This window comes from Lysinibacillus fusiformis, assembly GCF_016925635.1.
GTDB classification, from domain to species: domain Bacteria; phylum Bacillota; class Bacilli; order Bacillales_A; family Planococcaceae; genus Lysinibacillus; species Lysinibacillus fusiformis_F.
Genome location: NZ_CP070490.1, coordinates 2320841 through 2334312, shown reverse-complemented (window position 1 = coordinate 2334312; position 13472 = coordinate 2320841). Strand labels below are relative to the sequence as shown.

The following is a 13472-nucleotide window of genomic DNA, read 5'->3' as shown; positions in this document are numbered from 1 at the left end:
TTTGTTCCCTCCCTTAAGAATTTAATTGGATTTTTGGATTTAACACGGTATAAAGCACATCAACAATTAAATTGACTAAAATAAATTCAAATGCAAATAACAGCAGTGCAGACTGAATGACGGGATAATCTCGAAATGCGATCGAATCGATTAGAAGTCGTCCCATTCCTGGAAAACTAAAAACTGTCTCCACTACCACTGATCCTCCTAGGAGAAATCCAAATTGCAGTCCTGCTACTGTTACCACAGAAATCAAGGAATTTCTTAAAGCATGGGTCACAATAACGGAGTGTTCTTTCAGTCCTTTTGCTCTCCCTGTTCTTATAAAATCTGCTTGTAACGTTTCAAGCATGGAAGAACGAGTAAATCGAGCGATCATTGACATAATGCCAGCTCCTAAGGTCAAGGAGGGTAAAATATAACTAGAAAAGCCGTCTAATCCACCTGTCGGAAATAACCCTAGCTGCACTGAAAATAATTGAATCAATAATAAGCCCAGCCAAAATCCTGGAATCGAAATGCCAGAAACAGCCGTTACCATTCCAAAATAATCAGGCCATTTGTTTTTATTGATGGCAGAAAGAACACCAATCACCAAACCCATTAATGTAGCCCAAAACATGGAAAGGAAAGTAAGATGAAGAGAAGGCATAAACCTTGTTTTAAACATATCAATGACAGGTAGTCCTGTTGTTAAAGATGTGCCAAGCTCACCCGTCATAAGATTTTTCATATAATCCACGTATTGTTTAAGAATGGGTTTATCTAAACCCAACTCATGCCGTACATTTTCAACATCTTCTAGCGTGGCATCTTTACCAGCTACTAATCGTGCAGGGTCACCTGGTATGAAATGAATGAATAAGAATGTTAATATGGAAATGACAATTAATATCGGTATCATTTCAACAGTTCTTCTTGCTATATATTTCCACACGCCGCCTTCCTCCTTTCTATTTTGTAGAAAAGGAATTGACTAGCATCAATTCCTTTTATTGTGTTTTACTCCACTTTTGCATTTTTCACATCTAGTCCACCTGTCGGGTTTACTAGTACACCGCTGACATTTGAACGTACACCATATACAACCTCATCTACCCCTAAGAAAATCCAAGGTGTATCTTGATAAACGATTTCCTGTAATTTTTCATATAGTTCAGCTTGGCGATCTACATCTGAAATGGAGTTAGCTTCATCCATTAATTGATCTGCCTCCGTATTATGATAGTAAGCTGTATTTGCACCATTTGGTGGGAATGATACGCTATGGAAAAGAGGCTTTGTCGCATTCGTTATATCCGAAGCATAGGCTGACCAACTCACATACCACATTTGTAATTTCGCATCATCTGGTGTTTGTGCACCATAGATTTCGTCTGATAAAGTGCCTTCTTCCATTGATTTAATTTCTACTTTTACACCGATTTGACCTAACTGTTGTTGAATAAACTGCATGCCTTTCATCGTATCCGAGTTTGTGTTCCCCCAGATTTCAATCTCGAAGCCATCAGGATAGCCTGCCTCAGCCAACAATTCCTTTGCCTTTTCAATATTGTGTTCATACATTTTTTGTTGCTTATAATAAACGGTTTTTGAAGGAATAATGGAGTCTAATGGTACACCCAGCCCTGCATTCACCACTTTTAAATAAGCATCCTTGTCCACCGCATAGTTAAAGGCTTGTCGAACTTTAATATCATCCAAAGGTTTTTTATAGGTATTTAAGGAAACATAGTGTGCAATTGTAGAAGGAACCTTATTAACTTCTACATCTTTACTATTAGAAAGCTCATCAATATTTTGAGCTGGCACTGGATAGATAACCTGTGCATCACCCGCTTTTAGCATCGCTACGCGAGATCCGTTTTCTGGCACTGGTTTATAGGTGATTTTAGCAACACGTTCTCCACCATCCCAATAGCCATCAAAGTTTTCAATTGTTAAATGGTCTCCTTGTACCCATTCCACAAATTTATAAGGACCTGTACCAACAGGTTTTTTAGGTATATCTGCTGAATTTTCTTTAATCATTTTTGGACTAATCATTTTGGCAACTCCGAATCGAGTAATCATTGGTCCATATGGTTCTTCTAAAGTAACTTTAATTTCATAGTCGCCTAGAATTTCAACATTGCTGATTAAGCTAAAGCCACGAGAATATAAGCGTAAGCTTTCATCATTCATGATTCGTTCAATATTGGCCTTTACAGCCTCAGCATTAAACTGTTCCCCGTCATGGAAGGTAACCCCTTCTTTAAGTTTGAACGTATAGACAAGAGCGTCTTCACTAATTGAATAATCATCTGCTAAAACCTTAATAATTTGTCCATCTGCATCGAAGCCTAGCAAACCTTCTAGCATTGTCTCCTGTACAGAACTCGAATTAGTATCCCCTGTGTTATGCGGATCCATTGAAATAAAATTTTCATTTACAGCGATGACAAGTTCATTTTTAGAACTAGCTGTACCTGATTCTGTAGTAGACTTATCCCCAGTATTTGATGCGTTAGAATTGTCTTTCTCTGCGCATGCCGCTAAAAGCAACGTACATAGAATTACAAAAACCAATTTTTTAACATAATTCATCTCATCTACTCCCTTTGTAAAAATATATAAAAATATTTCTTATAATTTAATTTAAGAAATATAATTACCAAAAAACATTTATTTTCTCCACTGCTGAAAATAAGTAGGTAAAAAATTAACTATATTTTCTTATGATTAGACAATTCAATTCAGGCAAGACATCGCTTCCTCAACTATCACAATTGCTTTTAATCAGAAAGTATAGTTCAAATTACAAGATGTATTTATTCCACTGCTGAAAATAAGTAATTAAAAAAATATACCCTATCAGGACATTTCTTAAAATTTTTATCAGAAAATTAATTATTTTTTAACAACTATAAACTATGAAATCTAATATTTCCAGTATTATTTTAATAAATTTCTGAATTTTATAATTATTTTTATTGAGCTATAATAATTATCCCTATAGCTCATTTATGCTCCAAAGTACTACAATAAAAGCTCTAAAAGCCTTTATTACACGGCTTTTAGAACTTTTATGAATAGTCACTATAGCGTATTTAAACTATTCACAACCACATTTAGTATACGGTCAAGATCTTCTTGTGCAATATTAAGTGGTGGTGATAACGTTAAGACATTATTAAACCCTGCTACGGTAGCTCCATTTTTCCCAATGATGACCCCTTGCCCTTTACATGCTGCAATGACAGCATTCACTTTCTCCACGGGTAAAGGTTCTTTCGAAACTTTATCTACCACTAATTCAATTCCAATCAATAAACCTTTGCCTCGTACATCCCCTACATTTGGGTGATGCTGTAATTCTTGTTGCAATGTTTCAAGTGTTGCAGCACCAATTTCCTTAGAACGGTCAAATAACGCCTCTTGCTCAAGAATCTCAATATTTTTTAATGCGACTGCACATGCCACTGGTGAGCCACCAAATGTATTTACATGGCGGAAATAGCCGTATGCTTCGGAGCCTGTAAATGCCTCATATATTTCTCGCTTTACCGCTGTAGCTGATAGTGGTAAATAAGCACTTGTAATTCCTTTCGCCATCGTAATAATATCAGGCTTTACACCATAATTCATAAATCCAAAGGGCCTACCTGTTCGACCAAAACCACAAATAACCTCATCCACAATCATTAAAGCGCCGTGTTTTTTACATACTTCCTCAATACCTTTTAAATAGTTTTCTGGAGGCATAATGACACCACCACCTGTAATAATAGGCTCTAAGATCATCGCTGCAATCGTATCGCTCAGTTCCCATGTCATGGTTTTATCTACAGCCTTTACACTTGCTAAATCTAATGGCGCGCTCGTATCACTTTCATGTTCACGATATTGATCAGGTGGTGCAACATGGATAAAACCTGGTGACAGTGGCTCATATTTATATTTACGTTCTGCCTGCCCTGTTGCCGCTAATGCCCCAAAGGAGTTACCATGATACGCACGGTAACGAGAGACAACTTTATAGCGAGAACTTTGCCCTTTTTGCTGATGATATTGTCGCGCTATTTTAAATGCTGTTTCATTTGCCTCTGACCCACTATTAGAGAAGAAAATAACATAATCGCCACCAAGCATTTCATTTAGCTTTTCAGCTAATTCTACTGCAGGCAAATGTCCCTGAGATAAAGGTGCATATGCATTTTTCATCATTTGTTCATGTGCTGCATCCGCTAATTCTTTACGACCATAACCAACGTTGACACACCATAGCCCAGCCATCGCATCAATATATTCTACACCATCTGTATCAATGATTCTTGCACCATCAGATTTCTCCACCACATACGTAGCCTGCGGATTATAAGGTTTCATGGAATGCCATACATATTGCTCATCCTTTGCTAATACATCACTTTTAAGATTGATCTGCGTCATCGCCAAACACCCCTTACTATTATTTTTCTTACATTAGTTTTTCGCATCGTCATTACTTGGGAACGCAAAGGAGCTTGCTGTATCCTCTGTCTCATCGGGCCAACGTTCAGAAATCGTTTTTGCCTTTGTAAAGAATCTCGCCTGATCTGGGCCAAACATATGCCCTTCACCAAACTTAGATCGTTTCCATCCACCAAAGTTGTGATAGCCAACTGGGATTGGGATTGGCACATTAACCCCTACCATGCCCACTTCTATTTCTTCTTGGAATTTACGTGCCGCCGCTCCACTGCTTGTAAACATTGTGACACCATTACCAAGCTCATGATCATTTATTAAATCGATAGCCTTTTGTAGAGAGTCCACCCCCACTACAATACGTGCTGGGCCAAAGACCTCCTCTTTGAAGATCGTCATTTCTGGTGTGACATGATTAAGTAAAGTAGGACCAAGATAAAAACCATTAGACGTTTCACATACTTTTGGATTTCTTCCGTCGATGACAAGATTTGCCCCTTCACTGACTGCCCCATCGATATAGCGTATAATTGTATCCTTGGACTGTTTAGTAATGACTGGACCAAAATCGACGTCTTGCTCTGTATAAGGCCCAACCTTTAGTTGAGAAATTTTATTTTTCAATATTTCCGTAAAACGTTGCTCCGTATCCTTGCCTACAACAAGTGCACCGGAAATAGCCATACAGCGCTGAGATGCTGCGCCATATGCTGCTCCTAAAAAGGCATTTGCTGTTTGTTCTAAATTGGCGTCTGGCATAACAATCATGAAATTCTTCCCACCACCAAATGCTGCCACACGTTTATTGTGCTTTGTCCCAGTTTGATAAATATATTCAGCAACAGGCGTGGAACCAACAAATGAGATAGCTTGAATCTCTTTGTTTTCTAGCAATTCATCCACTGCCTCTTTGTCACCATTGACAACTGTCCAAATACCGTCTGGCAGACCTGCCTCTTTCCATAATTGGCTCAAGTATAATGCTGAGATAGGTACACGTTCAGATGGCTTTAGAATAACGGCATTCCCCACTGCAACAGCCATACTTGTAATTGCGAGAGGTACCATAACAGGGAAATTAAATGGTGCGATCGTAGCCACTACGCCAAGTGGCGACTTGGCAGAAAAGGCATTAATATTACCACCCACATTAACGGAGTACTCCCCTTTTAGCATTTGTGGGGCACTGATTGCCATATCCACTGATTCAATCCCCCGAACAATTTCACCCTTCGCGTCTTCCTTTGTTTTCCCACTTTCCTGGCAAATCACAGAGATAAGCTCTTCCTGCTTTTCTACTAACAGCTGACGGAATCGATGTAATACTTCTACCCGCTTACCAATGGATGTTTTTTTCCATGCTGGAAAGACTTCTTTTGCAAGCCGAATAGCATGCTTTACCTCGTCTCTTGAAGCAAGCGGTACTCTTGCAATGACCTCACCTGTTGATGGATTATATACTTCTGAGAATCTGTTACTTGTACCTGCTACCTCTTCTCCTTTGATAAAATGTGTTAGCGTTTTCATTTCTTGCTGAACTGTCATAATGGATCACTCCTTCATCGTCTTATTGTTCAAAATCAAACTCGTCTTTTGTGAAAAGGGAACTTGATTCATCGGCTTGTTTAATCACCTTTTTCTTTTGAGTAAGCATATAGAAAATCATCACAATGGCCACAATAACGCATGTAAATAAAATTTGTGAGCGCATTGACTCTATAAAGAACATCGCAATGAGTAATGCTGTTGTTGCTAGTATTGTGAAATACGTTAAATACGGAAATAGCCACATCTTCACCTTTAATAGCTCTGGATTTTCTTGTTCAATCTTTCGTCGCATTCTTAATTGTGAAAAGGCAATGATTAAATAAAGAATTAACTTAATAGCACTACAAGAACTTAATAAAAACATAAATACTTTATCTGGTGAAACATAATTCATTATGACCGCAATATACGAGAAAAATGTTGCGGCAAGTATGGCATTGACAGGTGCACCATTTTTGTTTAATTTTAAAAACGCTTTTGGTGCTTCTCCTTTTTCCGCTAAAGAAAACACCATTCGTGATGTAGCATAAAGTGCTGAATTTAGGCACGATAATACTGCAGTTAAAACAACAAAATTCATAATTTGTGCAGCAGCAGGAATACCAATATAGTCAAGTACCGCTACATAAGGACTTGTTAAAATATCTGAGGAATGCCAAGGTAATAGCGTCACAACAACTGCTATAGAACCCACATAGAAAATTAAAATACGCCAAGTAATAGAATTGGTAGCTTTCGTAACAGCTGCTAAAGGTTCATCCGATTCACCAGCAGCAATGGCCACGATCTCTGTCCCCATAAAAGAAAAAATAACTATGACGACACCCATTAGAACAGCGCCAAAACCGTTTGGTAAAAAACCGCCCTGTTCAACTAAGTTGGTCATACCTACAGCATTAAAGTTAGGGGCGATACCAAAAATAATAAATGCACCAAGACCAAGAAAAACGACTATACTTGCAACCTTAATAAGAGAGAACCAATACTCAAACTCACCAAAAGCTTTGACAGAAAGAACATTTGTTAAAGTAAGTGCTACGGTCAATAACAGACTTACTAGCCATAAAGGAATCCCGTCATACCAATATTGAATAATGGCTGCTGCCGCTGTGGCCTCTAAAGCAATCGCAATCACCCAGAAAAACCAGTACAGCCATCCAATCATAAAACCTGCCCACGGACCAATGGCTTCATGTGCATAGTGTGCAAACGACCCACTCGTTGGATTGACAGCCGCCATCTAACCTAGCATACGCATAACTAATACAACGATAATTCCTGCAAATATATACGATAAAATTGCCCCTGGGCCAGCTAAGTTAATGACCGAGCCACTTCCCATAAATAGACCAGCACCGATTACTCCGGCAATCGCAATCATCGTCATATGCCGCTTTTTTAATCCTCTTTGCAAATGCGTTTGTTGCCCCATATCTGTCACCTCTTTTAGTAAATTGCTTGATCGCTTACAAAAATCTTACATCTTTCATAACGTTGAAGTAATAGACAAACTGTAAAATTCTATACTTTTGTTTTATACATAATGTAAAATAGACTAAATATTCTTAAAATAATTTGAAAACGATTTTCTAAGATAATTTGTAGCACTAAGCAGAAATAATTAAAATTAATCTGAAGGTAAGTATGTCAAAAGGAGGGGCAAAATTGAGCCCGTTTCAACTAAAAGTACTAGATGTTTTGAACAATAAATATTTTCAAAAGGCAGAGGTAGTAGCAGGTCATGAGGGATTAACAAGAATCGTCAAATGGGCACATGTTCTAGAAATCATACATGTTGATAATTTTTTAGTTGGTGAAGAGTTAGTATTAACAACGGGGATAAGTCTCCAACATAGCATTGAGGACTTTACTGCATTTATAGAAGCCATCATTCAAAAAAATTGTGCCGCTCTTTGTATTGAATATGGCTCCTCTATTCAAGCAGTTCCTGAAGCAATATTAGCACTAGCTAACCGTCATCAGTTTCCTATTATCGTTTTTCATGAAGCGGTTCCTTTTGTTCGTATTACACAGGATTTACATAGCCAAATTATCAATCAGCAATATCTATTGATCTCTTCGCTAGAATCTTACTCACAAGCTTTGAACAAAAATGCAGTCTTAGGGCAAAATACAGAGGATATTTTACAAAATATGTATAATGAATTGAAAACACAAATCATGTTTTCCATTAAGGGACGGGCGCCTATCTTTTTTCCGAATATGGCACACAAAAAGCGTCAGCAATTACTAGCATTGCACAAGTCTACTCAGCAGTTTAAACATGAGCCTATTTTTATTTTTGATCAACATTATGCCGATTTAACACTTTATCGGGAAGATGGGCTTTTCTCAGAGTTTGAATTATTAATATTGGATCGTACAGCAACAGCGTTAGCACAGCTTTTAATGCGAGAGTTTTATATTGAGGAAAAAAAGAATATTGAGGATGCTTCGATTTTAGCCGATTGGATTGATCAAAAACTATCTAAGGAGGAAATCTATAAATTTATCGTTACACATTACGCTAACTACACACAATCTAGTGGGGCTGTCTTTATTTTAGCCTCTCCTAATACTTTGACAAAGGCACAAGAGGATATTGTCTATAGTAAGCTTTATTATCGTAATCTCTTTGAGCAGCATGGCTTTATTCCATTTTTATTTGAAAGAAAGAGCTATGTTATTTTTATTTTACTTCATACAAAAGATAGTAAAGCCACTCGTGATATATTAAATAACCTGTTTTCCTCCTTACCCAAAACTGAATTTTATAAAAAGCAGCAAACACAGGGCTATCAGATAGCCGTTGGGAAAGTGGTTTGTGATGTTGATGAAATTCCAAAAAGCTATCAAACTGCCCTAGAAACCTTATATATTTGTCGAAAGGTACAAACGTCCTCGTTCTTTTATGATGATCTGCATTTATATCATTTAATCTATAAATTACAAATGCAAGTGAATTTACAGGAAGTGATATACGACTATTTACAGCCCGTTATTGAATACGATGAAAAAAACAACAGCAAGCTCCTCGAAACATTACAGGTGTATTTACAAACAAATGGCTCTAAACAGCAAACAGCGAACCAATTGTTTATTGTGCGTCAAACACTCTATCACCGCTTAAAAAAGCTTGAAAGTTTACTAGGAAAAAATTTTATGAAGGGGCATAACCGCATTACACTTGAATTTATGCTACTAGCCAATTCATTGATCGAGGATAAGAGCTAGAAAAAAAGTTGGCACGCTCAAAAGGGGATCTCCCCTCCTATGCGTGCCCCTTTATTACCCTTTCACAACTACATCCTGATACAGTCCAGGTCTGCGATCATCGTAAACAGGGATTCTTCCACGTACTTCATCGACAATCGAAAAGTCTACATCGATCACCGCTACTTCCTCGTCCTCAGCACCAACCCAAAGTACTTCTCCCCAAGGCTGAATAATCATAGACTGCCCATTAAAGTTTTCTACCTTTTTCGAAATACGATTAACTGCTATGACAAAGCATTGATTTTCAATTGCACGAGCCTGCAGCAATGTTTTCCAATGGTCAATCCTTGGAGTTGGCCACTGCGCTGGTACAAAGAATACCTTTGCTCCTTGTAATGCATGGGCACGTAACCATTCTGGGAAGCGAATATCATAGCAAATAACACCAGCAGCTTCAATGTCACCTAGAGCAAAACGATTCATTTCATTCCCTGCCTCTAAGTAAAGATGCTCGTCCATTAAACGGAAAAGATGTGCCTTGCTATATTCCCCTACAAGCTCTCCATTACGATCAAAGGTATACATCGTATTATAAAATTTGTCGCCTTTCTTTGTTGAAACAGAGCCACCTACAATATGTACATCTAGTTCCTTAGCTAGTTTAGCTAAAAAGGCTTTTGTCCGCCCCCCATCGCTATCCGCTAGCTCAGGCAGTTTTTCCAAAGCATAGCCTGTATTCCACATTTCAGGTAACACAATAATTTCTGCCCCTTGTTTTGCAGCTTCTCGAATCTTATCCTCAGCACGTGCAAAATTTTCTTCAACTTTGCCAAAGCCAACATTTAATTGAATACAACCGATTTTCATATCTATTCCTCCTCTAGACAATTAACAGAAAAAGTAATACTATTTGCTTCATATTCTTCAATAATAATTATTATATTCTGAAAAAGGTGATTATGCATGGAATTCTCTAAAAAACTACAGCAACTACCCACTCAATTTTTTGCAGCACTCGTTCAAAAAGTAAACACAGCCTTAGAAGAAGGACGTGATGTCATTAACCTTGGGCAAGGAAATCCCGACCAACCCACGCCTCCTCACATCATTCAAGCATTACAGGAGGCGGCTGAAAACCCACAAAACCATAAATATTCACCATTTCGAGGTATTGCTGAATTACGCCAAGCAGCTGCCGACTTTTATCAACGTGAATATCATGTGGAACTAAATCCTGACACAGAGGTAGCGATTCTTGGTGGGACAAAAATAGGTCTAGTTGAACTACCTTTAGCTGTGTTAAACCCTGGCGACACGATGCTCTTACCAGACCCTGGCTATCCAGATTACTTATCAGGTGTCGTATTAGGGGATGTTAATTTTGAAGTGATGCCACTTTTTGCTGAAAATGATTTCTTACCTGATTATGATGCATTATCTGATGAAGTGAAAGAAAAGGCAAAGCTACTTTACCTAAATTACCCGAACAATCCTACAGGTGGTACAGCAACACTCGCGTTTTTTGAAGAAACCGTTCGTTTTGCGAAGGAACACAATATTATCGTATCACACGATTTTGCTTATGGAGCAATAGGATTTGACGGTAATAAACCAATTAGCTTCCTACAAGCAGAGGGTGCAAAAGAAGTTGGGATTGAAATGTATACCCTATCGAAAACCTATAATATGGCAGGCTGGCGTATAGGCTTCGCCGTTGGGAATGCCGAGATTATTGCTGCTATTAATCTTATTCAGGATCATCTGTTTTGTAGTCAATTCCCTGCTATTCAACAAGCAGCAGCAGTAGCACTGACAGCTTCCCAACAATGTGCGGATGAACTACGAGCTACTTATGAGCGTCGCCGAAATGTACTCATTGAAGAAGCTCAAAGAATCGGCTGGCATGTTACGGCTCCAAAAGGCTCCTTCTTCGCATGGCTCCCTGTACCACTAGGCTATACAAGCGAACAATTTGCCGATCTATTGCTTGAAAAAGCTGATATTGCTGTGGCAGCTGGCAATGGTTTCGGTCAATATGGCGAAGGTTACATCCGTATCGGTTTGTTGGTAAGCGAGGAACGTTTACGTGAAGCAATCCATAGAATCGAGCAATTACAATTATTTAACAAATGACAATGTCATCAATAGATTATTTGTGAAAGGTGAAAAGGCCTTCCACCCCAATCCATAAAAGTGTTATCGTCTTAACAAAGGTTGTACAAATAAAATGAAGGTGTACACTACTCATTTTTATTGAGGGTTGTTGTGACTAATCATCTCTCCACATTGAAAATAAGAGCCTATCCTCTCTCTAATCATACAAATAATGAGTTATTTTGTTCACTACTACTAGTATGAAAGAGGGAAAGACATTTTTACAGAATGGTTGATTGGAGTGGAGCCAGCGTCACTCCTAGGAGGATTTAGCGTCACAGAGGAGACCTTGGAGCGAACGGAAGTGAGTGAAGCGGCTCATCGGACGCCCCCTGGAAAGGACGCTGGCGGAACGGAAATCAACCCCTCACCTTGCTAAAAGGTCTATTTCTGCTAGTGACATGATCTTTTTTCCACAACATGTGTCCTGTAGCTAACTCTAGCTACAGGATCATTATTTTTCGATTTTCCTTGGCTGCCCTAAACCATTTTCTAATGGATAAAATTGAACATGACCTGTTTCATCATCCAATTTTCGAATATGTTGAATACCTTGTACCTCAGCCAGTACTATGTCAGCAGTAATAACAGGATTTCCCCCTTTTATTAAATGCCCACCTGACACAACACCCCATTGATCGCTCATAGAACCATGGAAATGTGTTTCATATCCCCCGTCACGCTTACACACCACACCAGAGCCTTGAATAAATTCAAGTGGTCCATCTTTTTTAACCACATCACTAAAACGAACTTGAATCTGAGCTGTTGCATCTGGCACTAAATATACAAAGCTACTTTTTTGAAAGCTACCAATACAGCTAACAATCGTTGCTGACTCAATATGATTCTCTTCACAGAGCGCCTCAATTCCCTCAATGATATCTGTCCCTATTAGAAGTCGAGCACTAATAACCCTACCAAATGAACCTATACCATAATTAACTCTCACAGACATTGTTATCCCTCTTTCACGTCGAAATATTATAATTATATAAAAATTTTAAAAATTAATTATTGACTTACTATACCCTATAAATTATATTAGTTCTATCGGAATTACAAAAAAATATTATAAATCTCTTATCAAGAGTAGCTGAGGGACTGGCCCTATGAAGCTCGGCAACCTCCTTTTTAAAGGAAGGTGCTAAATCCTGCAAACGATCTTCGTTTGATAGATAAGAGAGGACATCTTTTCATGAGCCTCTCTTAGTTTGTAAGAGAGTTTTTTTATTTTCAAAAAACCGATAAAAACAATCTTGGAGGTAGTTTTCATGAAAAAGAAAAATAAATTTTTAGTAGGTTTAGCAAGTTTAACATTAGTAGCAGCGCTAGCAGGCTGTGGCTCTAAAGAAGATAGTAAAGGCCAAGCAGAGGCAATTGATGAAAAGAAAATCGTCGTAGGTGTCACTTCTGGTCCACATGAGCAAATTGCAGAAGTAGCAGCTAAAGTAGCAAAAGAAAAAGGGCTAGAAGTAGAGCTAAAATCATTTTCTGACTATGTTTTACCTAATACTTCCTTAGCTGAAGGTGATCTTGATGCGAACAGCTATCAACACGAACCTTTCCTCGATACATTTAATAAAGATCATGATACAGATTTAGTCCCAGTGGGCAAAACGATTTTGAATCCAATGGGTATCTACTCTGAAAAATATAAATCCTTTGATGACATTCCGGATGGTGCAACGTTTGGCCTACCAAATGACCCAACGAATGGAGCACGTGCCCTCTTTGTTTTACAAGAAGCTGGCTATATTAAGCTAAAAGATGGCGCAGACTTAACAGCCTCGATCCGTGATGTAGAAGAAAACAAAAAGAATTTAAAATTCATTGAATTAGAAGCAGCTCAAATTCCTAAACAGCTTAGTGAAGTAGATGTAGCAGCTATAAATACAAACTTCGCATTAGAAGCTGGCATTAACCCTAAAGACGACTCTATTTTATTGGAATCTACTGACTCTCCATACGTGAACTACATTGTCGTACGCGCTGAAAATGAAAATGACCCAACAATTAAAAAGTTCGTTGAGGCTTACCAATCTGATGAAGTACGTCAATTCATCGAAGAAGAATTCAAAGGTTCAGTAATCCCTAGCTGGTAA

At 38.2% G+C, this 13472-nt stretch carries 9 protein-coding genes, 1 pseudogene and 1 riboswitch; of the genes and pseudogenes, 3 read left to right on the top strand and 7 right to left on the bottom strand.

Annotated elements, in window-relative coordinates; genetic code table 11:
* Window positions 1-13: 13 nt before the first annotated feature.
* From JTI58_RS11450 to JTI58_RS11430, 5 genes and pseudogenes are all read right to left on the bottom strand, one after another.
* Entirely contained in the window at window positions 14-937 is a 924-nt protein-coding gene (locus tag JTI58_RS11450; protein WP_205446714.1) for an ABC transporter permease, read from the bottom strand.
* A 65-nt stretch (window positions 938-1002) separates the two neighbouring features.
* Entirely contained in the window at window positions 1003-2586 is a 1584-nt protein-coding gene (locus tag JTI58_RS11445) for a glutathione ABC transporter substrate-binding protein (protein WP_205446713.1), read from the bottom strand.
* A 492-nt stretch (window positions 2587-3078) separates the two neighbouring features.
* Entirely contained in the window at window positions 3079-4431 is a 1353-nt protein-coding gene (locus tag JTI58_RS11440; protein WP_205446712.1) for an aspartate aminotransferase family protein, read from the bottom strand.
* 33 nt (window positions 4432-4464) lie between these two features.
* Window positions 4465-5994 (bottom strand): CoA-acylating methylmalonate-semialdehyde dehydrogenase, encoded by a 1530-nt coding sequence (locus JTI58_RS11435; RefSeq protein WP_205446711.1) that lies wholly within the window; start codon window positions 5992-5994, stop codon window positions 4465-4467.
* A gap of 22 nt (window positions 5995-6016) precedes the next feature.
* Window positions 6017-7429, bottom strand: a pseudogene (locus JTI58_RS11430) (amino acid permease).
* A 233-nt stretch (window positions 7430-7662) separates the two neighbouring features.
* Here JTI58_RS11430 and JTI58_RS11425 point away from each other — a divergent pair.
* Complete coding sequence (locus tag JTI58_RS11425; RefSeq protein ID WP_205446710.1) at window positions 7663-9231, top strand: PucR family transcriptional regulator; 1569 nt, start codon at window positions 7663-7665, stop codon at window positions 9229-9231.
* Between the two features lie 54 nt (window positions 9232-9285).
* On the opposite strand, the gene JTI58_RS11420 is transcribed toward JTI58_RS11425, so the two are convergent.
* Window positions 9286-10080 (bottom strand): carbon-nitrogen family hydrolase, encoded by a 795-nt coding sequence (locus tag JTI58_RS11420; protein ID WP_205446709.1) that lies wholly within the window; start codon window positions 10078-10080, stop codon window positions 9286-9288.
* Window positions 10081-10176: 96 nt separating this feature from the next.
* Here JTI58_RS11420 and JTI58_RS11415 point away from each other — a divergent pair, with 96 nt between their 5' ends.
* Window positions 10177-11346 carry a pyridoxal phosphate-dependent aminotransferase gene (locus tag JTI58_RS11415; RefSeq protein WP_205446708.1) on the top strand — a complete coding sequence of 390 codons (1170 nt, stop codon included), beginning with the start codon at window positions 10177-10179 and terminating at the stop codon, window positions 11344-11346.
* A gap of 475 nt (window positions 11347-11821) precedes the next feature.
* Here JTI58_RS11415 and JTI58_RS11410 read toward each other — a convergent pair whose 3' ends face one another.
* Entirely contained in the window at window positions 11822-12325 is a 504-nt protein-coding gene (locus tag JTI58_RS11410; protein WP_205446707.1) for a PPC domain-containing DNA-binding protein, read from the bottom strand.
* Window positions 12326-12447: 122 nt separating this feature from the next.
* Window positions 12448-12552: riboswitch (SAM riboswitch) on the top strand.
* Between the two features lie 89 nt (window positions 12553-12641).
* Between JTI58_RS11410 and JTI58_RS11405 the strand changes: the two genes are divergently transcribed.
* The gene (locus tag JTI58_RS11405; RefSeq protein WP_205446706.1) at window positions 12642-13472 is read left to right on the top strand and encodes a MetQ/NlpA family ABC transporter substrate-binding protein; all 831 of its coding nucleotides are present in this window, start codon (window positions 12642-12644) and stop codon (window positions 13470-13472) included.